This window comes from Candidatus Roseilinea sp. NK_OTU-006 (assembly GCF_012931985.1).
Taxonomy (GTDB): domain Bacteria; phylum Chloroflexota; class Anaerolineae; order J036; family Brachytrichaceae; genus JAAFGM01.
Window position 1 is genome coordinate 40,703 of record NZ_JAAFGM010000013.1, and the last position, 21,989, is coordinate 62,691.

General features: G+C 64.6%; 22 protein-coding genes. 9 read left to right on the forward strand and 13 right to left on the reverse strand.

Annotated elements, in window-relative coordinates; genetic code table 11:
- Positions 1–2: 2 nt before the first annotated feature.
- Genes GXH28_RS08810 through GXH28_RS08820 form a run of 3 tightly spaced genes read right to left on the reverse strand, consistent with a single transcriptional unit; the run spans position 3 to position 2,024 of the window.
- A complete protein-coding gene (locus GXH28_RS08810) occupies positions 3–893 on the reverse strand; it encodes a disulfide oxidoreductase (protein WP_169238659.1) in 891 nt (296 codons plus the stop codon).
- Positions 894–948: 55 nt separating this feature from the next.
- Positions 949–1,431, reverse strand: coding sequence for a pyridoxamine 5'-phosphate oxidase family protein (locus GXH28_RS08815; RefSeq protein WP_169238660.1), 483 nt, complete (start codon positions 1,429–1,431; stop codon positions 949–951).
- Positions 1,428–2,024 carry a UbiX family flavin prenyltransferase gene (locus tag GXH28_RS08820; RefSeq protein ID WP_169238661.1) on the reverse strand — a complete coding sequence of 199 codons (597 nt, stop codon included), beginning with the start codon at positions 2,022–2,024 and terminating at the stop codon, positions 1,428–1,430. Before GXH28_RS08820 ends, GXH28_RS08815 begins: the two co-directional genes overlap by 4 nt.
- A 68-nt stretch (positions 2,025–2,092) precedes the next feature.
- Between GXH28_RS08820 and lysW the strand changes: the two genes are divergently transcribed.
- The 4 genes from lysW to GXH28_RS08840 are packed head-to-tail and all read left to right on the forward strand — an operon-like array spanning position 2,093 to position 5,079.
- Positions 2,093–2,281 (forward strand): lysine biosynthesis protein LysW, encoded by a 189-nt coding sequence (gene lysW / locus GXH28_RS08825; protein ID WP_169238662.1) that lies wholly within the window; start codon positions 2,093–2,095, stop codon positions 2,279–2,281.
- Between the two features lie 51 nt (positions 2,282–2,332).
- Complete coding sequence (gene lysX / locus GXH28_RS08830) at positions 2,333–3,181, forward strand: lysine biosynthesis protein LysX (protein ID WP_169238663.1); 849 nt, start codon at positions 2,333–2,335, stop codon at positions 3,179–3,181.
- Positions 3,178–4,263: an N-acetyl-gamma-glutamyl-phosphate reductase gene (argC, locus tag GXH28_RS08835; RefSeq protein WP_169238664.1), complete on the forward strand. Its 1,086-nt coding sequence runs from the start codon at positions 3,178–3,180 to the stop codon at positions 4,261–4,263. The genes lysX and argC overlap by 4 nt, the downstream gene beginning before the upstream one ends.
- Positions 4,264–4,272: 9 nt before the next feature.
- Entirely contained in the window at positions 4,273–5,079 is an 807-nt protein-coding gene (locus GXH28_RS08840; RefSeq protein WP_169238665.1) for a [LysW]-aminoadipate kinase, read from the forward strand.
- A 215-nt stretch (positions 5,080–5,294) separates the two neighbouring features.
- On the opposite strand, the gene GXH28_RS08845 is transcribed toward GXH28_RS08840, so the two are convergent.
- The 4 genes from GXH28_RS08845 to GXH28_RS08860 form a co-directional block, all read right to left on the reverse strand.
- Positions 5,295–6,590 (reverse strand): MFS transporter, encoded by a 1,296-nt coding sequence (locus tag GXH28_RS08845; RefSeq protein ID WP_169238666.1) that lies wholly within the window; start codon positions 6,588–6,590, stop codon positions 5,295–5,297.
- Positions 6,591–6,668: 78 nt separating this feature from the next.
- Positions 6,669–7,079, reverse strand: coding sequence for a hypothetical protein (locus GXH28_RS08850; protein ID WP_169238667.1), 411 nt, complete (start codon positions 7,077–7,079; stop codon positions 6,669–6,671).
- Positions 7,080–7,449: 370 nt separating this feature from the next.
- On the reverse strand, positions 7,450–8,235 hold the full coding sequence (gene cobS / locus GXH28_RS08855) for an adenosylcobinamide-GDP ribazoletransferase (RefSeq protein ID WP_169238668.1): 786 nt from the start codon (positions 8,233–8,235) through the stop codon (positions 7,450–7,452).
- Between the two features lie 43 nt (positions 8,236–8,278).
- Positions 8,279–8,941: a histidine phosphatase family protein gene (locus GXH28_RS08860; RefSeq protein ID WP_169238669.1), complete on the reverse strand. Its 663-nt coding sequence runs from the start codon at positions 8,939–8,941 to the stop codon at positions 8,279–8,281.
- Positions 8,942–9,058: 117 nt separating this feature from the next.
- Between GXH28_RS08860 and GXH28_RS16965 the strand changes: the two genes are divergently transcribed.
- From GXH28_RS16965 to GXH28_RS08875, 3 genes are read left to right on the forward strand one after another with little or no spacing between them, the layout of a single operon-like run.
- On the forward strand, positions 9,059–9,376 hold the full coding sequence (locus GXH28_RS16965) for a ferrochelatase (protein WP_445082649.1): 318 nt from the start codon (positions 9,059–9,061) through the stop codon (positions 9,374–9,376).
- Positions 9,258–11,228: a glycosyltransferase family 39 protein gene (locus GXH28_RS08870; RefSeq protein WP_169238671.1), complete on the forward strand. Its 1,971-nt coding sequence runs from the start codon at positions 9,258–9,260 to the stop codon at positions 11,226–11,228. The genes GXH28_RS16965 and GXH28_RS08870 overlap by 119 nt, the downstream gene beginning before the upstream one ends.
- A gap of 2 nt (positions 11,229–11,230) precedes the next feature.
- Positions 11,231–12,451, forward strand: a complete 1,221-nt coding sequence (locus GXH28_RS08875; RefSeq protein WP_169238672.1) for a 2,3-bisphosphoglycerate-independent phosphoglycerate mutase — start codon at positions 11,231–11,233, stop codon at positions 12,449–12,451.
- Positions 12,452–12,508: 57 nt separating this feature from the next.
- Here GXH28_RS08875 and GXH28_RS08880 read toward each other — a convergent pair whose 3' ends face one another.
- Entirely contained in the window at positions 12,509–13,117 is a 609-nt protein-coding gene (locus GXH28_RS08880) for a DUF305 domain-containing protein (RefSeq protein WP_169238673.1), read from the reverse strand.
- A gap of 641 nt (positions 13,118–13,758) precedes the next feature.
- Between GXH28_RS08880 and GXH28_RS08885 the strand changes: the two genes are divergently transcribed.
- Both GXH28_RS08885 and GXH28_RS08890 read left to right on the forward strand, forming a co-directional pair.
- The gene (locus GXH28_RS08885; protein WP_169238674.1) at positions 13,759–16,377 is read left to right on the forward strand and encodes an FtsK/SpoIIIE family DNA translocase; all 2,619 of its coding nucleotides are present in this window, start codon (positions 13,759–13,761) and stop codon (positions 16,375–16,377) included.
- A gap of 30 nt (positions 16,378–16,407) precedes the next feature.
- Complete coding sequence (locus GXH28_RS08890; protein ID WP_169238675.1) at positions 16,408–17,064, forward strand: PHP domain-containing protein; 657 nt, start codon at positions 16,408–16,410, stop codon at positions 17,062–17,064.
- 137 nt (positions 17,065–17,201) lie between these two features.
- On the opposite strand, the gene GXH28_RS08895 is transcribed toward GXH28_RS08890, so the two are convergent.
- From GXH28_RS08895 to GXH28_RS08915, 5 genes are all read right to left on the reverse strand, one after another.
- On the reverse strand, positions 17,202–17,984 hold the full coding sequence (locus GXH28_RS08895; protein WP_169238676.1) for an energy-coupling factor transporter transmembrane component T family protein: 783 nt from the start codon (positions 17,982–17,984) through the stop codon (positions 17,202–17,204).
- Positions 17,977–19,671, reverse strand: coding sequence for an ABC transporter ATP-binding protein (locus GXH28_RS08900; protein WP_169238677.1), 1,695 nt, complete (start codon positions 19,669–19,671; stop codon positions 17,977–17,979). Before GXH28_RS08900 ends, GXH28_RS08895 begins: the two co-directional genes overlap by 8 nt.
- Positions 19,672–19,677: 6 nt before the next feature.
- On the reverse strand, positions 19,678–20,049 hold the full coding sequence (locus tag GXH28_RS08905) for a hypothetical protein (protein ID WP_169238678.1): 372 nt from the start codon (positions 20,047–20,049) through the stop codon (positions 19,678–19,680).
- Positions 20,046–20,624 (reverse strand): ECF transporter S component, encoded by a 579-nt coding sequence (locus GXH28_RS08910; protein ID WP_169238679.1) that lies wholly within the window; start codon positions 20,622–20,624, stop codon positions 20,046–20,048. The genes GXH28_RS08905 and GXH28_RS08910 overlap by 4 nt, the downstream gene beginning before the upstream one ends.
- A gap of 493 nt (positions 20,625–21,117) precedes the next feature.
- Positions 21,118–21,903: a YceI family protein gene (locus tag GXH28_RS08915; RefSeq protein ID WP_169238680.1), complete on the reverse strand. Its 786-nt coding sequence runs from the start codon at positions 21,901–21,903 to the stop codon at positions 21,118–21,120.
- Between the last annotated feature and the right edge of the window lie 86 nt (positions 21,904–21,989).

Genomic DNA, 21,989 nt, shown 5'->3' on the forward strand with positions numbered 1-21,989 from the left:
CGCTATGGGCCTCTCATCTCGCGCAAGTAACGCACCAGGGCGACGAGTTGTTCATCCGAGATGCCAACCTGCCCGCCGTTGGCCGGCATGGCCGCGCCGCTGAAGTTCTCTGGGTCGGTGGCGCTGCGGCCGGCCCGGATGAGCGCGATCACTTCGAGGTCGCTGCGCTGGCGCAGATACTCCGCGCGGATGAGCTGCATCCCTGCGCCGGCCGGCCCATGGCAGCCGGCGCACGCTTGCGTATAGAGGGCCGCCGCTGCCTCACGCGAGGCGCCGACGGACGATGATGCTGCGGGGACGTCAGCAATCGCGGGCGCCGGCTGACGGCTGCGCACCATTGCGCCGCTAAGCGCAAACAGCGCCACGACGGCGGCAACGATGAGACCAACCGATGTTGTCGGAGATAGCACGGCTACCGGACCCTGTGACAGGTAGTTTTGACCGACCTGCTCGCGTGCGCCGAGCGCGATGACACATGCCCCGATGACGATGACAAACGCCGTCAGCGCCAGCATGGGTATGGTGATGAAGCCGAACAAGTTGAGATAGTCGGCGGCGCACGGCACCCCGATAACACATGACTCAAAACGCACAAAGGCCGGCACTTTTTGCAGTAAGATGTGATACATCGAGGCCAACGCGCCGGGGACCGCTAGAGACAGCGCATATGTTGGCAAGTTGCGATCGCGCAGCGCGAGGCCGGCGGCCAAGATCACCGCCAGCGGATACATGGCGATGCGCTGATACCAGCACCACAAGCAGGGAATCCAACCCAGCACTTCGCTCATATATAGGCTGCCGCATGTAGCGACCCACGCTGCTATCAATGCGACGTACAGGGCCACGCGCGCAAGCGCGTCGCGGGACAATCGCGCCGGTATGAGTTCTTCCATTTCTTGTTCTTGTTTCGCGGTGACCATTCAGCCCTCTCCGAAAGCCGGGACTTGTTTACGGCGCCAAAATTATCTCCTGCTTATAGCCAAAGCCGCGCGCGTTATCTATCAGGCGCAGCCACGTTGGGGCAATCCGCCACAGCCAGGCTTTCTTCAGCGCCGCTTCAAGATCGGGGAACTGTTGCGCGACGAACGGGAAGCGCCTCAGATATAGCTGCCACGGATTGGCGGCATCGGCCGGTGGCACCGGCGCACACCATCCTCGGCCCTGCACCCCACAAATTGCGCGCCAATCCTGCTCGTCTTTGTGGACGGTAAAAGCGACCGGCCCGCCGTTGCACAGCGCTCGCCCGTGCCGCGTGTCCGGCGAGGAGAGGAAGTAGCACGTCAAGTCCGCGTCGGCAGCAAACCACAGCCCGCATGCGCCTACGCCAGCTTCGTCGGCATAGGCCAAGCTCAACGCTTGATGGCGCGCCAGAAAGCGCCGCAGCGCATCTTTTAGCTCGGCGCAGTCACTATGACCGATCTCGTGATTCATGGACGATGCTGCTTGTGACCCGCCTGCAGACCTTCCCAACGCCTAACCAGGTCATTTTCGATGCCAAGGCGGTCTAACACACGCCCAACGACCTGGGTCACCATGTCATCTATGCTCTGCAAGCCGGCATAGAAGGCCGGCACCGGCGGAAAGACTACCCCGCCGATTTCAGCGAACTGCGTGAGCGCGCGCAAATGGCCAACGTGCAGCGGCGCTTCGCGAACCACCGCAACGACCGGACGGGCTTCCTTCAAGCATACATCCGCGGCTCGGGTGATCAGGTTGTCGGTGATGCCGTAGGCGATTGAAGAAATCGTGTTGACCGAACACGGCACGATCACCATGCCGCTGGTCTTAAACGAGCCGCTGGCGATGCTGGCGCCGATGTTGCCGATCGGATGCACCACCCGCGCCAACCGCTCCACGTCCTCCGCGTTCCACTTCGTCTCGGCGTGAATCGTGGCGCGCGCGGCTGAGCTGAGGATGAGATGCGTCTCGATCTCCGTCGCGCGCAACACCTCGAGCAAACGAATGCCCAGGATCGCGCCGCTTGCTCCACTCATGGCAATGATTAACCGGCACGGCGTCGTCATAGAATGAGGCGAGTATAACGGCGGATGCAATTGACACATCCTACCGCACATGGATAGAATCACGCGCTATGTCTAGTCCACTTTCTTCGACAACTGCAGAGTGCTCTGAATGTGGCGCAACCATTTCTTTCAAGGGCGCGCCTGTGCTGCACGAACTCGTCCGCTGTCCCGATTGCGGCGCCGAGCTTGAAGTGATCTCTCTGGAGCCGCTGGCGCTTGACCTGGCGCCAACCGAGGAGGAAGACTGGGGGGAGTAGGCGATTACATAGCCACGAGCATCGCATCTGCGCTACACATTCGATGACCCGATGAAAGTCTGTATCGTCTGCAGCCTCGTTCGCCCTGAGGAGAAGATGCTGCTTGAAGCCTTTAATCGGCGCGGCGTTGCGGTAGACGTCGTGGATGACCGGAGCGTCGTCTTTGACTTGTGTGACTTGAGCGACTGGAAGCGCTACGATGTGGTCATGGAGCGTTGCGTTTCGCAGAGCCGCGCGACGTATGTCCAGCGCATCATGAAACTCGCCGGCGTGCGCACCGTCAACCGGCATGAGGTGATCGAGAATTGCGGCGACAAATTCATCACGACGCAGCTCCTGATGCAACACAACGTGCCAACTACGCGCGTCATGATGGCATTTACGCCGGCCAGCGCGCTTGAGGCCATCGAACGCCTGGGCTATCCGTGCGTGCTCAAGCCGGTCATCGGTTCCTGGGGGCGCGGCGTCGTTCGCGTCAACGACCGCGATGCCGCCGAAGCCGTGGTGTCGCTGCGCGACGAATTGGGTGGCTACGCTCAGCACATTTACTACATTCAGGAGTTGGTCAATAAGCCCGGGCGGGACATCCGCTCGTTCGTTGTGGGCGATCGGACGATCGCCGCGATATATCGCACCTCTACACACTGGATTACGAATACGCACCTGGGCGGCAAAGCCAGCAATTGCCCGGTCACCGCGGAGATTGACGCGATCAGCGTCGCGGCAGCGCGCGCAGTAGGTGGCGGCATCGTTGCCGTGGACCTGTTCGAGCACCCGGAGCGTGGGCTGTTGGTCAACGAAGTCAACCACACGATGGAGTTTCGCAACAGCGTGCCGGCTACCGGGGTGGATATTCCGGGCGCCATGGTGGAGTATGTCTTGCAGGTGGCCCAGCCATGAGTCGAGTGCAATGTGCCATCGTCGGCGCCGCCGGCTATACCGGCGGCGAGCTGCTGCGGATCCTGAACTTCCATCCTTGCGCTGAGGTGACTCAGATCACTTCGCGTACGCGCATGGGCGAGCACGCGCATGTGCCCCACCCCAACCTGCGCGGCACTCGTCATGGTGGACTTCAGTTCATCCGGCCCGATGATCTTCAGAAGACCGATGTGCTGTTCCTGTGTTTGCCCCATGGCGAGGCGAGCGCACAGATTGAGCGTTGGTTGGGACTTGGTGATTTTGTCATTGATCTCAGCGCCGACTTTCGTCTGTTCAACATGAATGCCTATACGAAATGGTATGGCGCTGCACATCCGGCGCCCAGTCGGCTGGGCCAATTCGTGTATGGCCTGCCGGAGTTGACGCGCGACCGGCTGCGCGGCGCGCGCTATGCCAGCGGCGTGGGCTGCAACGCTACCGCGACCAACCTCGCCCTGCTGCCGCTCGTCCGCGCCAACCTGCTCGATTACAACCAGCCGATCATCGCCGACGTTAAAGTCGGCAGCAGTGAAGGCGGCGCCGAGGGCAGCGCCGCCTCACATCACCCGGAGCGCAGCGGCGCAGTACGGTCCTATGCGCCGGCCGGCCACCGGCACATCGCCGAAGTCGAGCTGATGTTCGAGATCGAAACGGCCAAACTGCCCGAAGACCGCCGGCCCAGCACTGCGCCCGCCATTCACATGACCGTGACTTCGATCGAAATGGTGCGCGGCGTATTGGCCACCGTGCATGCCTTCTTGAGACAACCGGCACAAGAGAAGGATCTCTGGAGGGCCTTTCGCGCATGCTACAAAGACGAACCGTTCGTCCGCATCGTCAAATCGAACACCGGCATCTTTCGCCTGCCCGAGCCGAAAATCCTGGCCGGCAGCAACTGGGCCGATGTGGGCTTCGCACTGAGCGATGACGGACGCAAAGTCACCCTGCTGTGTGCCATAGACAACCTGATGAAAGGCGCAGCCGGCAGCGCGGTGCAGTGTTTGAACGTGATGATGGGCTGGGACGAGCGCGCCGGCCTGGAATTCCCCGGATTACATCCTTGAGCGCAACCCATGATTGTGATCAAAGTCGGCGGATCGGCCGGCATCAACTATGACCTGGTGTGCGACGACATCGCATTGCTGGTGAAAGAGGGACAGCCGCTCGTGCTGGTACACGGCGGCTCGCACGAGACCAATGTGCTCAGCGAAAAACTCGGCAAACCGCCCCGCTTCCTCACTTCGCCGCAGGGGTTCACCTCGCGCTACACAGACGCCGAGACGTTGGACATCTTCGCCATGGTGTATGCCGGCAAGATGAACACGCGCATTGTCGAGCGACTGCAAAAGCGCGGCGTGAACGCCATCGGCCTGAGCGGACTGGATGGGAGATTGCTGGAAGGCCCGCGCAAGGCCAGCGTGCGCGCCGTGGTTGACGGTCGGCAAGTGTTAGTGCGCGACGACTTCACCGGCAAGGTCGAGCGGGTCAACGTCGCGCTGCTTCGCTTACTCCTGGACCATGGCTACACGCCGGTCGTATCGCCGCCAGCTTGCAGCACAGCCGGTGAAGCGATCAACGTGGACGGCGATCGCGCCGCCGCCATGATTGCAGCAGCGCTCGGCGCCAAGCAACTCATCATCCTTTCAAACGTGCCCGGTTTGCTGCGCGATTTTCCCGACGAGCGCACGCTGATCCCACGCCTCGCCTACGGTGAACTCGAACAGGCGCTCTCGTTCGCCGAAGGCCGAATGAAGAAAAAAGTGCTGGGCGCCAGTGAGGCCATCGCCGGCGGCGTGTCGCAGGTGATCTTCGCCGATGCACGCATCACCCGCCCGGTGTTCCATGCGATGAACGGCGCAGGCACAGTGATCGAGCGATAAACGCTACGGGAAAAGCGCACGCACCGCTGATCGAGCCAGGTCATTCGCTGAAATCGCTGGGAGTGTCCTTGTGTTAATCTCCCAAAGAGGCAAAGGCGGCTTGCGCGCCTTCGACCTGCCGCAGCGGTGCGCCGTTTCTGCGCAGAATTTACACCCAGCCGCCCAGGCGTCAAGTGCAAAGTCTCAAATAGGACATTTGTTCGCAAGCCCGCGCATCAAGGGGTGGACGGCACAGCCGGCATGCTGATCTCGCGGGTCGCCAGAGCAAACAAGCCGATCAGGACGAAGCCGCCGATGAGGAACGGCGCCGCCTCACCGAAAGTTTGATAGAGCGCCCCGCCCACAAGCGGCGCAAGCGCATTCGCGGCGCTCACCAGCGCCGCCGACACGCCCAGCATTCCGCCCACTTCGGTCGCCTCGATGCGCTTGGTAATGGCGCTGTTGATCGTAGGGGCTAACACCGAGCCGCCGATCGAAGCTGGGATCATTGCAGCAAAGATCCATATCACCCCTAACCAGCCATTCCCGCCATCCGGCGGGAGCGCCACGTTCAGCGGTGCGGTGGCAGAGCGCTGCAGTTCGGCCAGCAGGGCAGCGCGCGAATACCAGGGCGGCGGCACACGCGGCGTGAGCGCCGTCATGAGCATGCCGACCGTCAACGTCGCCAAACCGACGAGGATGATCCAGCGATCCCCATAGCGGCGGCTCCATACGCGAATGACGCCGCCGAGCATCGCCACGGTAATCAGGCCGATGAACACAAACAGGAGGGCGTTGGCGCGCGCATCGAAGCCCAGGCGATTTAGCGTGAACAACGACAGCAACTGCTCCATACCGCCGAAGATGAACTGTTGGGCGAACATCAGGGCCAGAAGAAAGCCCACCAGCGGATGGCGCAGCGCCGAGATCAATCCTTGAGGCGAGAGGGCATGTTGGCGCTTCACCCTGCCGCGAAGCTCGGCCGGCAGCGATTCTTTCAGCCAGAAGATCGTGAGCAGCAACGACAACAACGAGCACGCGGCTGCCAGGAAAGCCGGCGCCTGATAGTTATTGCCGCTGAGCGACAACGCGGCAAACGCGACTGCCGGCCCAATGGTGAAGCCGATCCCGAACGCTGCGCCGATCAGGGCCAGACCTTGCGTGCGATGCTCCTCGGTCGTGTTATCGGTGATCACCGCCTGCGCAGTCGCGATGTTTGCGCCGGAGAGTCCATCAATGACGCGCGCGACGAACAGCAACGGCAAAGCGTTCGCCAGCCCCATCAGCACAAATCCGATGAACGTGCCGATCTGGCTGACGATGAGCACGGGCTTGCGGCCGAACTGGTCCGATAGACGACCCAGAATCGGCGCGCCGATTGTCTGCATGATGGGATACGTCGCACCCAGCAAGCCCACCATGAACGGGTTCGCGCCGAACGACGCCGCATAGAGCGGCAAGAGCGGCACGATGATCGTCAAGCCCAGCAAGTCCACAAGCACGATGACGAAGACCGGCAACAGCCGACTCATCTCGGACCGCGCCGCGCTCGAACGCCCCGAGGTTGAACTGCGAGACATCAAAACGCCACCTCGCCGAACGCCGACGAATCACAACATCCCAAACAGGAAGCTGCCGCGCAGGCGCACAACGCTGAGCAAAACGAGCAACAGCGAAGCCAGCACCAGGAAGAAGGCATTGCGGAAGCGCGCCGCGTCAGGTTGATTCTTAAACATCGGCATCATGTGCGTCAATCCAGTCGCAACCAAGCCATAGAACGCATGCTCGATGTGGGCGCCGGGTCGAAAGGCGCCACTCATCCCCAGCCAGATGAGGTTGACCAGGCCAAGCACGAACTGCACAGTGACCGCGCCGGCATAGATCGCACCGAGCTGACGATCTGCGGCAGTGAAGGAACGCTTACCCAGCCAGCCTGTCGCGTAGCGAACCAGCACGATGAGCGCCAGCGCTACGAGCACCCAACGAATCAACCCGTGAACTGTGATGAGTGTCGCAAGCATATCGTCCTTTCTCCTTTTCAACGAGCAGTAGCAGATGAGTTTCTATATCGGTCAAGTGCGCTTGGCATTACCTTCGTATGTCGCGGCGACGCGATCGAGTGCGGGCCTCTCCATCTTGTCCAAGCGACTCGCGCGATAACGATGATACATCAGCACATACGCCGCCTACGGGTGCAGCATGAATTTCTTCGTCCGTGTCTGGGCTTATTAGATGACCCGCGCCAGCCGCCGGCAACCGCGCATGGCACCGTCGAACGGCCAGGCAGTCAAACGTGGCCGTCACCTCGACGGTAGGCGTGTGGCCTCAGCCGGCGTTGCTGGAGCAGCCGGAGGCGCAGCGCCAGCGGCGCGCGCTGTTAGAACTGCCGCGCTAGAGTGGCCGCGCGCTCATCGCCGCCAGTGCAACCACTTCGCCGATCTCGCACATCGCCCCGTAGGTGTCACCGGTCAGCCCACCTAGTGACCGGGTCCAGCGCGTGAAGACGACACGCGCGACGAGCAGCGTTAGCCCAATCGCGATGCCGCCGCGCAGCAGACTGTCCGGCCAGGCTGGCGGCGGGCGGCCCACAGCACACACGAGCGCGACGATGACCAGCATCTGAAGCGTGGCAAAGATGAAATCGCTGCGCCGGATGAAGTCATGGAAGCTTCGCCCCAGCCCGCCTTCGCGCGCGGCCGGGAAGAAGAAAATACCGTAGAGGTCGGCCCAGCGGCCAAGCGTCGTGGCAACCAGCACGGCGCGTGGCCAGTTCTCTCCGGCGGCGGCGACAAATGCGACCTTGAGCGCGACCACCGCGATCAGCGCAAGCGCGCCCATCGCGCCGATGCGGCTATCCTTCATGATCTCCAGCTTGCGCTCGCGCGACCGCCAGCTCATCACCGCGTCGAACGTGTCGCTCAGGCCGTCTAGATGCAGGCCGGCGGTGACGACGGCGAGGGCGACCACGACGGAGACGGCGCGGGCGAAGTCGCCCCATAGCGTGCCGGCCAGGCCCCCTGCGCCGCACGCGATCAGGCCGATGAGCGCGCCGACGGCCGGGAACCATGCCATCGCTCGCGCCACCGTCTGCTCGTAGTCCTTACCGGTCATCGGTGGCATAAACGGCAGCGGGATGAGCGTGAGAAAGCGAACGGCCTCGAAGAACGCAGTGAGCATAGGATGGCAGATGAGTGATGATTGCTAACTGCCTGCCCCTAACTTACGACCCAGAACGAGCCACAATCGGGGAGAGGGAAGTCACGGGAGCCGGAAGCGGCGGCACATGATTCACCATGCGCACAATGGTCGTCGAAGGATAGCAATCCACTGCGGTGATGCTGCCCAGGTCAATGCGCCAGCGCCAATGCTCGGCCAGTGGCGTCCCCATCAGCGAACAGAGCAAGGCTTGGATCGGGCCGCTGTGCGTCACCACAACCACACGCCGACCGGGTAACTGCGCGATGAGGTCTCCCCAGGCCTGAAGCACGCGCTGCGTCAATTGCGCCAGCGATTCACCGCCGAGCGGCGCGCAGTTGATTGGATCGGCAAAGCGCTGCGCTGCGTTGTCTGGGTAACGCCGCACCACCTCGCGATAGGTCAGTCCCTCCCATGCGCCGTGTGATGCCTCACGCCAGCGCAGATCGCTCAGCATCGGGATCGCGCGCTCGCCCCGGATAGCTAGCGCGGTCGCCTCGGTGCGAACCAGGCCGGTGTGAACGATCACATCCACCTTGCGCGTAACGAAGAAGCGTGCCAGCGCCTGTGTCTGCCATTCGCCAAATGGGGTCAGCGGACGGTCGGCGGCGCTCATGTAGCGGCGGGCGACGTTCCAATCCGCCTGTCCATGCCGTACTAACCAGACGCTGCGGGGCACGCCGGACATCGGGGGCGAAGGCTACCATAGCTCATGCGCAATGACGAATCGCGCACTCTAGCCGGGCGTCAGACTGAGCGCGGCGATGCCTATCCCCAGGAGGTCGCGGCTACCGTGCAGGCGGTCATGGAGCAGCTCAATTTCTCGAACGAATTCTTGCTGGCCTACCAATCGGACATCAAGCCGTTCAAGTGGCTCGGTCCCAGCACCGAGCAGGTGATCCGCAACCCGGTCGCGCGCAAGCGCAGGAACATGCTGATCGTGCCGGTCGCTTTTACCATGGTTAGAATGCGGCAGCAGCGCTTTGTGCGCTTGCGTCGCACCCATGCTCGCGCGCCTGCGTTTCAACCCGTTGCGCCCGTACTGGCTGATCCTGGGCGCGATCCTCATACTGGCCGTGGCGCTACGCCTGCACAAGATCGGCGCGCAGTCGCTCTGGTATGACGAGGGCAACAGCGCGCGCATCGCCGAGCGGTCGCTGGCGTTGATCGTCGAGGGCGCCGCCGGCGACATTCACCCGCCGCTCTACTACATCGCGTTGAAGTACTGGCGCGCCGTCTTTGGCGAGAGCGAGGCTGCGCTGCGCGCGCTCTCCGCCGCGTGCAGCACGCTGACCGTGTTGTATGCCTACCTGATCGGCCGCGATGCGTTCGGCCGGCGCACCGGACTCGTCGCCGCGTTTTTACTGGCCGTCATGCCCTTCGCGATTTACTACGCCCAGGAAGCGCGCATGTATGCGCTGCTGGCGCTCTGCGCCGCGGCCAGCACGTGGGCGATGGTGAGGATGGGGAGGTTGGGGATTGGGGATTGGAGACTGGGGATTAGAGATTGGCGATCTCCAATCTCTAATCCCCAGTCTCTGATCCTCGCATCGCTTTACGTCTCGGCCACCGCTGCCGGCCTGTGGACGCACTACGCCTATCCCTTCGTGATGATCGCGCAGGGAGTCGCTTACCTTGTCCTCAGCCTGCTGCGACCTCCGCGGAAGATTTGCCTCGGCACACTCGCTCCCTTTATCGTGTCGAGTCTCATCGCCGTCGCCCTGTTCCTGCCCTGGTTGCCGGTGGCGGTTCGTCAAGTGCAGGGCTGGGGCGTAGATCGGCCGGCCTACGCGCTCGGCCCGGCGCTGCTCGACGCCTACCGCACATTGATCGTCGGTCGCACGTTGCCGCCTGACCAGGCGCTCCTGCCAGTTGGGCTATTTACCGTGTGCGTCGCCCTCGGCGTCGGTCTTGGCAGGCAAGAGGCATTGGCCGAGCGGCTGGCCACGCTTGCGCTGATGGGCACACCGCTGATCCTGTTGCTCGCCCTGGGCTTGTATCGCGAGGCCTACCTCAAGTTTTTGCTGGTGTGCGTGCTGCCGTTGTGCGTCTTGGCGGCGCGCGGCATCGTAGAGACTGGAGATCGGGGATTGGAGATTGTCAATCCCCAATCTCCCATCCTCAATCTCCTCATCACAGCCATCGCCTGCATCCCGGCCGCGATGCTCATCCCTTCGCTGCGCAACCTCTACGACAACCCCGCCTACGCCCGCGACGATTACCGCGGCATCCAGCGGCTGATTGCCGCAGACGCGCGCCCCGATGATGCTGTGCTGTTCCTCGCGCCGAATCAGTGGGAAGTGTTCACCTACTACCAGCGCGACGACCGCAACCTCTTCCCGCTGACCTATCGGCCGGCCTCGTATGAGACTGTTGCTGCGCAGATGCAGGCGATTGCATCGGCGCACCGGCGCATCTTCGCGCTGTACTTCGCCGAGCGCGACGCCGACCCGGAGGGTTGGTACGAGCTGTGGATGAGCGGCAATCTCTACAAGGCGCATGAGCGTTGGATTGGCAACATTCGTCTGGCGATCTACGACAGCGGCACCGACCGCGACGCCTGGCCGGTCATTCCTGGCGCGACGTTCGGCGATGCCATCGTGCTGGTGGAAGCGCGAGGCCGGCTCGATGAAACGCGCCGCGGCGACGTCATGCCGTTAGAGCTGACCTGGCAGGCGCAGGCCAAGCCCGCTCGGCGCTACAAAGTGTTCATCCACATCGGCCCGCCGGACGGCCCGCCGGTTGCCCAACACGACAGCGAGCCGGTTGCCGGCTACAGACCGACGGATGGCTGGTCGCCCGACGAACGCATCGTAGATCGGCGCGGCGCGTGGATCGGGCCGGATGTACCACCCGGCGTGTATGGCGTGTTCGTCGGCCTCTACGACCCGGACACCGGCGCGCGCTTGCCGGTGATCCAGAACGGCGCGCCCGTAGGCGACCGGCTAAAGCTCGGCGAGATTACAATCCGCTGAGCATGGCTGACTTTGAACTCATCAAGGCGCTGATTCAACCGGCGCAGACGAAGATCGTTTTGCTCGTGATGGACGGGCTGGGCGGGTTGCCGCGGCCCGAAGATGACAAGACCGAACTCGAGGCGGCGCATACGCCCAACCTCGACCGGCTGGCGCGCGAGGGCTGCCTGGGCCAGCACTATCCGGTGGCCATCGGCGTGACCAGCGGCAGCGGGCCAGGGCACCTGGGCTTGTTCGGCTACGACCCATTGCGCTACGAGATCGGGCGCGGCGTGCTGGAGGCCGTCGGCATCGGCTTCAACGTCACCGATCGCGATGTATGCGCGCGGGGCAACTTTTGCACGCTCGATGCGCAAGGTCGCATCACCGACCGGCGCGCCGGCCGCATCCCCACCGAGGTGTGCGCGCGGCTGGTCAAAAAGATCAACGATGCTCAGATCGCCGTCGGCGACGGCATCGAGGTCTTTGTCGAGCCGGTGCAGGATTACCGCTTTGTGGTGGTGATGCGCGGCGATGGGCTGGCGGGCAACATCGAGGACACCGACCCGCAGCGCACCGGCGCGCCGCCTTTGCCGGCGATTGCCCGCGATGCGGCGTCGCAACGCGCCGCCGAGCTATTCAACCGCTGGATCGCCCACGCCGGCGAGGTCATTCGCGATGAGCACCCGGCCAACGGGCTGACGCTGCGCGGTTTCGCCAAAGAGCCGGGCCTGCCGAAGTTTGCGGACGTGTACGGCCTGCGGGCCGGCGCGATTGCCATCTACCCGATGTATCGCGGCGTGGCGGCGTTGGCCGGCATGGCGCGCATCGCGCACCACGCGCACAACGCGCGTGAGCAGTTCGAGACTGCGGCGCGCGTGTGGAACGATTACGATTTCCTCTTCATCCACGTCAAGTACACCGATAGTCGCGGCGAGGACGGCGACTTCGAGGCCAAGCGCGCCGTGATCGAAGAAGTGGACGCCGCGCTGCCCGTCTTGCTCGACCTCAGGCCAGACGTGCTGATCGTCACCGGCGACCACAGCACGCCGAGCCAACTGCGCAGCCACTCGTGGCACCCTGTGCCGCTGTTGCTGTGGGCGCCGGCCACGGCCCGCCGCGACGGCAGCACGCACTTCGGCGAGCGCGCCTGCGCGCGCGGCGGGCTGGGCACCTTCTACGCCAAGGACATCATGCCGCTGGCGCTGGCGCACGCCGGCCGGCTGCAGAAGTTCGGCGCGTAGTTGTCGGGTAGCGTCACGGTCAGGCCGTCAGAGGACGCTCGACCGTCTGCGCGATGATCACTTTGTCCACGCAGCGCGCCACTGCTTCATCTGCTCAATCTCGGCCTGCTGGGCGGCGATAATCGCCTCGGCAAGCTGTCTGATCTCCGGCCGCGTGGACTTTTGCAGCGCCATCTGGGCCATGGCGATTGCGCCCTCGTGATGGGGGATCATCGCCTCTATGAAGCGAATGTCGAACGGGGCATCCCCTGCGGCGACCGACATCGGCCCCATGTCCACGTCGTGCATGCCGCCGGTATCGCTCAGGTTCGGATACCAGGCAGCGCGCCATTGCTTCATCTGGGCGATCTCCGCCTCTTGCGTGGCAATGATCGCCTCGGCCAGCTTTTTGATCTCTGGGCGCTGTGCCTCGGCCAGCGCCTGCTTGGCCATCGCGACGGCACCGGCGTGATGCACGATCATGCCGTCAATGAACATCGCGTCGAAGGGCGCATCCTTCATCATCGCGCCGTGCTCGCCCGAGTGCATTGGAGATGGGGCTTGGGATGCCGTCGCCGTCGGTTGTTGATCGGCGGTTGTTGTGGGTAGCGCAGGCTGGGCGCCAACGCATGCTGTCAGGAGCGAAAGGGTCGCGGCAATGCAGGCCGCGCGGATGTATGTCTTCATGGGTCTTCTCTTTACGCCAAAATTGCATGGGCCATCGTCCGGCGGCCCGGTGTGTGTTGGGGCGCCGGCTTGGATCAGGTTCGTCGTGCGTCTTTGGCCGCAACGCGCCGGGATGAGCGCTGCGGCGCGTCAAAGGTCAACCGATAGCGCCGCGGGGCGGTTGGCGCGGGACGGCGGGGATGAACGGCCGGTTCGCTGCGCCGAGGGGATTTGCTGCGCCGCAACAATGCGTCAACAGGCAAATGCGCGGATCGGGCAATGCCACGCAGCAAATCATGCCGTGCACACAACAGGCTGAGCTTCCGTGCGCCGAATGGCAATCCGACGCAGCAGCAGGATCAGACTTGTGCTGAAGGTGATCGGTGTGCCATCCGTGGGCAGCGGCTGAGGCGAGCTGCTCACCGGCGGGTAATCTCCCCGACTGGTTTGACCCGTCAGTCAATAGCGCTGCAGCGGCGATCAACGCTGCAACCAGGCAGATCAGATTCTTTCTCATCAGGTCGAGGCGACCGAAGAAGGATTATAGCCGCTGCTGGGATCCCCTGGGTGGGTGAAGGCAGTGCCTTCGCCCTAAGATATTCGCGGCAGTTCTGGATGCCTTATCGAGCTGCGTCCCGCATATAATGTAGAACATCTGTCCGATGAGGAATTTCGCCGATAAGTCCAGCGCAAACAAGAGAAAGCCCAGGAAGGGCGGCCCGCCCGATCCTGCGCCGTTGCAGTTTGACCTCGACCGCTGGCTCGACGTGTGCGGCATCGTGCTGCTGGCCGCGGCTGCGCTCACCCTCTTCGGTTTGCTTTCCACGCAACGCAGCCCAATCCTCAACGGCTGGCTGGAGATCGTCGGGCGGCTGTTTGGTTGGGGCGTGTATCTTGCGCCGGCCATCCTGGCGGCGCTCGGCATCTATCTTCTCGTCCGGCGTTTCGGCGATCGCTTCCCGCGCCTCCGGCCCGAGCGCCTGGGGGGCGCGGTGCTGGCCTATCTCACCGCTCTGGCGACCCTGCACGGCCTGGCGATGATCGCCGCCGAAGGGGCGGACGGCGCGGCCATCGGCGCCGCATCGCAGGGCGGCGGTGAGCTGGGCTGGCTCATCCTCAGCTTGTTCACCGGACTGCTGGGCAACATCGGCGCCGGCTTCATGATCGTCGTGGCCTGGATTGCGGCTGTGATGTTGATCGCGAACGTCTCCCCCGCTCAGCTCCTCCAGGCGGCGCGGCAGGTCTTCGCTGCGCCAAAGCGCGACCCAGCGGCGACCGAAGTCGCCCGCGTCCCCGGCGCGCCCACCGACGACATCATCGAGCCGGATTACGGCCGGGATGGCCGGCTAATCATTCGCGGGCCGAAATCGCGCAGCGCGCAACACTGGCGACCACGCGAGACGAAAGGCGATGCGACACCCACCACGCTACCGGATGCCGATCTGCCCCCTGCGCGTGCGATTAGCGAGACGCCGCACAGCGCGGAGCCGGCCGCAACTCTGAAGATCAACACGCCGGTATCGCGCGGACAGACCAACCGCATCCCACCGCCGCGCATCATCGGCGCGCCCGACACAGCAGCTCCCTCGGCCACGCCGAGCAAGGCCGAGCCGGCGCCACAGCAACAACCGCCCCCCGCGGCAGCTCCGGCGGCTGCGGCCTCTGCAATCTATCCCGTGCCGCGGGACTGGACGCTGCCTAAAGTAGAAGATGTGCTTGCGCCGGGCAGCGACTCGGCCATGCAAGAGGCCGACATCCGACAGCGCGCGGCGCTGATCGAGGATACGCTGCGCGCGTTCGGCGTGCCGGCCCGCGTGGTTGAAGTCAACCGCGGGCCGACCATCACCCAATTCGGCGTCGAGCCGGGCTTCAACGAGCTGAAGGGCGGCAAGCAGGTGAAGGTCAAGGTCAGCCGCATCGCGGCGCTGGCCGACGATCTGGCGCTGGCGTTGGCGGCGCCGCGCATCCGCATCGAGGCGCCGATCCCCGGCCGCGCCCTGGTCGGCATCGAGGTGCCTAACAGCGAGACGGCGCTGGTGGCCCTGCGCGATGTGATGGAAAGCGAAGAGTTCGAGGCGCTGTGCCGCAAGACGCGCCTGCCGCTGGCGCTGGGACAAGACGTGAGCGGAAGGCCGGTAGTCGCTGACCTGACCAGCATGCCGCATCTGCTGATTGCCGGCACGACCGGCTCCGGCAAGAGTGTATGTGTGAACGCCATCATCGTCACCTTGCTATGTGTGAACTCGCCGGAGGACCTGCGCCTGTTGATGATTGACCCCAAGCGCGTCGAGCTGACCGGCTACAACGGCATCCCCCACCTCATTGCACCGGTGGTGGTGGACCTGGAGAAGACGACGGCGGCGCTGCAGTGGGTCACCCGCGAGATGGACCGGCGCTACCGCTTGTTTGCCAAACGCGGCGCGCGCAACATCGTGGAGTTCAACGCGCACGTCGCGGCCCAAGCCTCGGCTCCCTCTGCCGCGCCAGGGCAAGCGGGGTTTGGAAAGCTCGACGATGAACTGCACAAGCTGCCTTACATCGTCGTTGTGATTGATGAGCTGGCCGACTTGATGATGATGGCGCCGGACGAGACGGAGAAGATCATCTGCCGGCTGGCTCAGATGGCGCGTGCAACCGGTATCCACCTGATCCTGGCCACGCAGCGGCCCAGCGTGGATGTCGTCACCGGCCTGATCAAGGCCAACTTCCCGGCGCGCATCGCCTTCACGGTAGCGACCAGCGTGGACTCGCGGGTCATCCTCGACAGCCCAGGCGCAGAGAAGTTGCTGGGGCGCGGCGACATGCTGGTGGTGACGCCGGAGCAGCCCGCGCCGATGCGCGCGCAGGGCTGCTTCCTCGGCCCCGCAGAGATCGAACGCGTGGTGCGCCACTGGCGCGCGCAGTTGGGTGACGCATCATCGCCGAACGCAGCCGGCGCGCTCGATCAAGCAACCGCCGCCCCGCCGGAGGAAGCCACGCCTCCCTCCGACCTGTTCGGCACGCCGCCCACCTGGGAGGAGGCCCGGGCGCTGAGCGAGGCGGCCCGCGAAGTGAACGCCGGCAGCAAAGACGACAAGCTCTTCAACGAGGCAGTGGCCACAGTGCGGCTGCAAGGCAAGGCCTCGATCTCGCTGTTGCAACGGCGACTGCGCATCGGCTATACCCGCGCCGCCCGACTGATCGAGGAGATGGAAGAACGCGGCATCGTCGGCCCGGCAGTGCCGGGACAACAGTACCGCGAAGTGCTGAACTCTCCGCTAAGCGGGACAGACGAAGCATAGCCCCAGCCGGCCTCCTCTACAATGGCGCACATGCTCGATATCGAACTGCACTGCCACACGCGCTATTCGCCGGACAGCCTGGTGAAGCTGCCCGACCTGATCGAACAAGCCCGCAAGGTCGGCATTCATCGCCTGGCCATCACCGACCACAGCGAGATCGAGGGCGCGTTGCTGGCCAAGCAAATGGCGCCAGACCTGATCATCGTCGGCGAGGAGGCGATGACCGCCGAGGGCGAGTTGCTGTGCCTCTTCATCCACGAGCTGATCCCCGACGGCCTAACCCTGAAAGAAGCGATTGACCGGGTGCACGCGCAAGGCGGCATCTGTGGCCCGTCGCATCCGCTCGATCCACGACGCTTCGGCATCGGCATGGAGAACCTGTTGGAATACGCTTCGGCGTTCGACTTCGTGGAGACGTTCAACGCGCGCATACGCGACGCCAGCAAGAACGACGAGGCAGATGCGGTGGCGCAGCAGTTAGGTTTGCCGCGGGTGTGCGCCAGCGACGCGCACACGCTGCAGGAGGTCGGCATCAGCCGCATGCGCATCCGCGAGTACACCACGCCGCAGGACTTCGTCGCGGCCCTGCGCGACGCCGAGCGTCTCCCCAACTACAGCTCGCCGATGGTCAACCTCGGCTCGCGCCTGGCGGCAATCGCACACGACCTGGGATTTGACCGGCCGTGAAAGCGTCCCCGCCGACCGACACCTCCGCCTCGGCGTGCACAGCCTCCCTTCCGCCTCGTCGGCCGTGATGCGCGCCGTTGCATCTGCAACTTGGGTGTGTTGCTCCTGTCGGCAGCACGCTTTGCGCGCCCCGGCGCTCACACCCGCTGCACGAAGCTGAGCGGCCCGAGCCACCCCAGCGCCTGGAGCGCCAGGATGATCGCGGCAGCGGCAGCCCACAGCAGCAGCGCCAGGCCGACATCGGCCCAGTCAAGCGTGACGCGCCGCAGGTAGGTGCGCTGTGGGTAGGCGCCAAAGGCGCGTCCGTCCATAGCCAGTGCGGCGCGCTCGGCGCGACGGATGGCCGAGGCCAACAGCGGCACCAGCGCACGGCGCGCCTGCGCCAGCTCACCCACCACGCCCGACCGGGCTAGGCCGCGCACGCGGTGGGCCGCGCGGATCTGCGCCAGCTCATCGCGGAGCAACGGCGCAAAGCGCAGCGCTGCCAGCGCGGCATACCCCACGCGATGCGGCACCCGCGCCTGTTGCACCAGCGCGCGCACAAAGTCATCCACCGGCGTGGTCAGGCTGAAGATCAACGAAAGGCTCACCAGCGCCAGGACGCGCGCCATGGCGACCAACCCAAAGCGCAGCGCGCCGGCGTAGATCACCAGGTCGCCGATGCGCGCGATCGCCGGCGTGTGCATCACCAGCTCGCGCCGAACGATGAGGGGATACAGCATCAGGAAGCCCAGCGCCACCAGCGCCAGCGGGATGAGTGCGCCCAGGATGCGCTTCGGCGCAACGCCGCCGACCAGCAGGGTGAACAACGCCAGGCCGGTCAGCGCCAGTGGCAAATAGACATCGCCGGCCAGCGCTGCGATGGCCATGAGCGGCGTCACAGCGACGATCTTGCTCAATGGGTTGCGCCGCTCAAGCATAGGCAGGGGTTTGGGCCAACTTGGCGAAGGCCTCGACGGTCAGCGGAAGCGGGCGCAGCCCCAAACGCATCCCCAATTCGCCGATCGGCGGCAGGAGGAGTTGTGCGCGACGCAACACATCGGCGTCGGCGAAGATGGATTCAGGCGCGCCCTGGGCCAACACGCGCCCCTGGTGCATCACCAAAACGTGTTGGGCGTGCGCCGCCAGCGCCATGTCGTGAGTGATCACGCCAATCGTCCGCCCCTCGGCGCGCAGCGATGCTAACAACGCCTGAATCGCCTGAGCATTCTGCTGGTCTTGGCCGAAGGTGGGTTCGTCGAAGAGCAGGATGGGCTGATCGGTGATGAGCAGCGTAGCCACGCTCAGCCGGCGCTTCTCGCCATGGCTCAGCGTGAACGGATTCGCATTGGCGTAGCGCGCCAAAGCGAAGCGTTCTAACAATTCGTCCACCCGTTGCTCGCGCCGCCCGGCGTCCAGCCCAGCAGCGCGCGCGCTCAGGCGCAGCTCGTCGCGCACCGTGGCAGCGACGAATTGATGCTCTGGGTTTTGAAACACCAGTCCCACGGCGCGCGACCAATCGCGCGCGCTCAGACGGCGGGCGTCGCGGCCGCGGATGACCAGCGCCCCTTCGCGCAGCGGCAGCAGGCCGGCCAACAGACGCGCCAGCGTGCTCTTGCCGGCCCCGTTGGAGCCAATCACCGCCCACAGGCTGCCCTCTGGCGCAGCAAAGCTCACCTCGCGCAGCGCCTCGCGCGCGCCGTAGCGATAAGTGAGCGCGTGGGCTTCGATAGCGGCCGGCCCATTTGCCGCGCGAAATTCGGGCTGATGGCCGTTGCCTATGGGGTGAAAGGCCGAGCCGACGTAGGCGCGCAAGGCCAGCTCGGCCTGCTCCAGCGTCACCGGCAACGGTCGCAGGCCCAGCCGCGCACCGAGCAGGGTGACTTGCGGCAGCCAAACGCCTAGCGCGCGCAGGTCGTCGAAGTGCGCGTTGAACACCGCGTGCGGCGCGCCATCGGCGATCAGTTCGCCCCGCGCGCCGAGCACGACCACGCGGTCAATCATCGGCATCAGCTCGTCCAGCCGGTGCTCAATCAGGATGAGGGTATGATCGCCGCCCTGCTTGAGCGCAGCAATCGCTGCGAACACTTCGCGCACGCCTTGCGGGTCGAGGTGGGCAGTGGGTTCGTCAAAGACAATGACGCGCGGGCGCAGGGCCAGCAGGGAAGCCAAGGCCACGCGCTGTTTCTGGCCACCGCTGAGCTGCCAGGCCGAAGCGCCCTCCCAACCGGCCATGCCTACCGCCGCCAGCGCTTCGCCGACGCGCCGACGGATCTCCTCCGGCGGAAGACACAGGTTCTCTGGACCAAAGGCGACTTCGTCGGCCACATTCCACATCACGCACTGCGCCTCAGGGTCCTGGAAGACGATGCCCACCTGCGGGGCCAACGACGACGGCGGCGTGGCGCGCGTGTCGCAGCCGTTGACCATCACGCGGCCGGAGAACGTCGCCACGTCCTGGCTGTGCGGGATCAGCCCGTTGAGCGTGAGGGCCAGCGTGCTCTTGCCGCAGCCGCTCGGGCCGAGCAGCAGCGTGGTCTCGCCAGGGTGAAGCGTAAGCGAAAGGTCGGCGAGCGCCGGCTGTCTGCGCCCAACGTAGCGCACGGTGAGATGCTCCAGCGCGATCATCGTCGCTCAGCGCCCAAAGATGATCTGCAGGTCGCTCCAGGCGAGGATGCCGATGATCACCGTCATGCCCGCGGCCAGCCCCAGGTAACGCCAGCGCCAACTCGTGTGCCACAGTCGGCGCACATTCAGCGCGATGGTGATCAGGGCTACGGCGTCTACCACCAGCGCGATGGTCGCGGAGAGCGTACTGGCCAGGCCGACCAGCGGCAGTAGGAACGGCAGCGCGATGTAGCGCAGCGTGCAGCGCAGCGCCACAAACGCCAGGGAGCCGCCGAACAGCCGGTCGCCGGCGCGCACCTGCGCCTCCGGCGGTAATACGGGGCATTCGGCCGACGCAGGCGGGACGGGGGCAGAGGAATCAGGCGTCGCGCGCGTCATTGCGCCTCCATCTGTTCGCGGCCCAGGGCCGTATTGGCCAGCACGCCGGTGCGCTGCACCGCGTTAGCCAGCGCATAGCCGGCCAACGCCGCCACAACGAACGCGCCCACCGAAAGCGCCGTCGCCAGCACCACCAACGCCGGCGTGAGCGGCGTGCTGCGCAAGCTGCTGGCCAGCACCGAGCCAAACTCGATCAGGCCAGCCAGCGCGCCCGTCGCCATCAGGCGCGGCAGCCCAAAATCGCGGTAGCGCGTTACGATCCAAGTCGCCAGCTCACCGATGGCGCCGGTCAGCCCGCCGATGCCCAGCACCAGCAAGCCGTAGGGGGTGAACGGGATGGCCACCAGGCCGCTCACGACGCACACCAGCAACACCGCACCCGGTTTGCGCAGCACGTAAGCCGCAAACGCGGCCGGCAGGAAGAACAACCCCGTCGCAGCCGATCGGGCGAAGATGCCCAGGCCGAGCACGGCTGCATACAGATAGGTGGATGAGACGACAGCGATGCCAAACACTACGGCGATCACCATTGCCGTCAGCAACTCGCGCGTGGTCCATAGGGGACGCTTCAGCACACTGGCTTGTCGTTCCATAGCAATGCCCAAACCTCTCATCGAATGCTAAGATTTATTAAGGTTTGTGCTATTTTACACAGACATTTCGTCCGTTAGGGGGATAGGAATCGGCTCTCATCCACCTCTCATGACAGGCAGCACGCGGCAGAGCGACCCACACTGATTGCCTTTGGAATAGTCGCTTATTCTCGATGAGGCGCCTTTCAAGGCTTCACACATCTAACCCCGCCGCGTAGCCGGGGAGCAGTTGCGGCCGCCGGGCAGGGCTAATTTCCACCTGAGTTGACGCCGGGGACCGGCGCCCTCTGCCGACCGGTGCACCGGGCGGCCACGCTAAGCAGCGCATCGCGCGCGCCCGCGATGACGATGGACGGACGCATCGCATCGCGTAGTTGCGTCAACGCAGCGAAGACCGATTGCAAATTCTAGGGAGAATAGAGGCGCGTGGGCCTCGCCGACGAAACTGGCGAGGCCCACGTTGCTCGGTCATGCGTCACCGGCGCGTCGCCACGAACTTCAACGTCAGCGTCACCACCTCCGACACGTTCGCCACAATCGGCACAGAGGGGATGGTGAGACCAAAGTCGCGATGGGCGACAACTGCTTGCGCCTCGCCGCTGAGCTGCGTCTCATCGCCCGTCACGGAAGCATCAAAGGTCACCGGCTTCGTGACATCCCGGATCGTCAAGTTGCCCACCACCTTAAAGTTCAACACGTCGCCGGGCTTCGCCGACGCCGGCAGCCCCTCGATGGCCGTTGGCTCGAAGGCGATCTTGGGATATTGGCCGGTCTGCAGAATGAAGCGGTGGATGGCACCGTTGCGGCGCTCGTTATCCGTCTTGAAGTCCGTCGCGTCTATCTCCAGCTTGCCGATCTTGGAGTTGGACGGGTTGCCCCAGTCCACGGTGATCGAGCCGGCGACCTTGGGCGTTACGCCGACGACGACCGTAGGCGCGCCCATCAGTAATTCGTTGAGCGCGAAGCTGGCTTCCGATCCACTCTCGCTGATTTGATATTCCACAACCTGCGCGGCGGGAGCCTCTGCCGTCGGCGCCTCGGCAGGCGCAGGCGCCTCCGTCGGAGCGGGCGCTTGAGTCGGGGCCGGCGCTTCGGTGGATGTCGGCGCCTGAGTGGGGGCCGGCGCTTCGGTGGATGCCGGCGCCTGAGTGGGGGCAGGTGCTTCGGTAGGCGCAACCGTCGGGGCTGGCGCAGTGCTGCACGCGGCAACCAGAAGCGCCAGAGCAGTGAACAATGTAGTAAGGGTAGTTAGCGATCTCATGGATTTGTCCTCCTAACAGTCCCCGATTAAATTAACGCCTCACGTGAAATTCTGCCCAAACACCGCTGAGAAGCGGCTTAAAACAG

Bases quoted from the DNA above. Each gene is read 5' to 3' on its own strand.
- lysX (WP_169238663.1), top strand. From the start codon at position 2,333: ATGAAAGTCTGTATCGTCTGCAGCCTCGTTCGCCCTGAGGAGAAGATG.
- GXH28_RS08870 (WP_169238671.1), top strand. From the start codon at position 9,258: ATGCTCGCGCGCCTGCGTTTCAACCCGTTGCGCCCGTACTGGCTGATC.
- GXH28_RS08880 (WP_169238673.1), bottom strand. From the start codon at position 13,117: ATGAAGACATACATCCGCGCGGCCTGCATTGCCGCGACCCTTTCGCTC.
- GXH28_RS08840 (WP_169238665.1), top strand. From the start codon at position 4,273: ATGATTGTGATCAAAGTCGGCGGATCGGCCGGCATCAACTATGACCTG.
- GXH28_RS08860 (WP_169238669.1), bottom strand. From the start codon at position 8,941: ATGTCCGGCGTGCCCCGCAGCGTCTGGTTAGTACGGCATGGACAGGCG.
- GXH28_RS08890 (WP_169238675.1), top strand. From the start codon at position 16,408: ATGCTCGATATCGAACTGCACTGCCACACGCGCTATTCGCCGGACAGC.
- GXH28_RS08850 (WP_169238667.1), bottom strand. From the start codon at position 7,079: ATGCTTGCGACACTCATCACAGTTCACGGGTTGATTCGTTGGGTGCTC.
- cobS (WP_169238668.1), bottom strand. From the start codon at position 8,235: ATGCTCACTGCGTTCTTCGAGGCCGTTCGCTTTCTCACGCTCATCCCG.
- GXH28_RS08900 (WP_169238677.1), bottom strand. From the start codon at position 19,671: ATGATCGCGCTGGAGCATCTCACCGTGCGCTACGTTGGGCGCAGACAG.
- GXH28_RS08915 (WP_169238680.1), bottom strand. From the start codon at position 21,903: ATGAGATCGCTAACTACCCTTACTACATTGTTCACTGCTCTGGCGCTT.
- GXH28_RS08895 (WP_169238676.1), bottom strand. From the start codon at position 17,984: ATGCTTGAGCGGCGCAACCCATTGAGCAAGATCGTCGCTGTGACGCCG.
- GXH28_RS08905 (WP_169238678.1), bottom strand. From the start codon at position 20,049: ATGACGCGCGCGACGCCTGATTCCTCTGCCCCCGTCCCGCCTGCGTCG.
- lysW (WP_169238662.1), top strand. From the start codon at position 2,093: ATGTCTAGTCCACTTTCTTCGACAACTGCAGAGTGCTCTGAATGTGGC.
- GXH28_RS08885 (WP_169238674.1), top strand. From the start codon at position 13,759: ATGAGGAATTTCGCCGATAAGTCCAGCGCAAACAAGAGAAAGCCCAGG.
- argC (WP_169238664.1), top strand. From the start codon at position 3,178: ATGAGTCGAGTGCAATGTGCCATCGTCGGCGCCGCCGGCTATACCGGC.
- GXH28_RS08810 (WP_169238659.1), bottom strand. From the start codon at position 893: ATGGAAGAACTCATACCGGCGCGATTGTCCCGCGACGCGCTTGCGCGC.
- GXH28_RS08815 (WP_169238660.1), bottom strand. From the start codon at position 1,431: ATGAATCACGAGATCGGTCATAGTGACTGCGCCGAGCTAAAAGATGCG.
- GXH28_RS16965 (WP_445082649.1), top strand. From the start codon at position 9,059: ATGGAGCAGCTCAATTTCTCGAACGAATTCTTGCTGGCCTACCAATCG.
- GXH28_RS08845 (WP_169238666.1), bottom strand. From the start codon at position 6,590: ATGAGTCGGCTGTTGCCGGTCTTCGTCATCGTGCTTGTGGACTTGCTG.
- GXH28_RS08875 (WP_169238672.1), top strand. From the start codon at position 11,231: ATGGCTGACTTTGAACTCATCAAGGCGCTGATTCAACCGGCGCAGACG.
- GXH28_RS08820 (WP_169238661.1), bottom strand. From the start codon at position 2,024: ATGACGACGCCGTGCCGGTTAATCATTGCCATGAGTGGAGCAAGCGGC.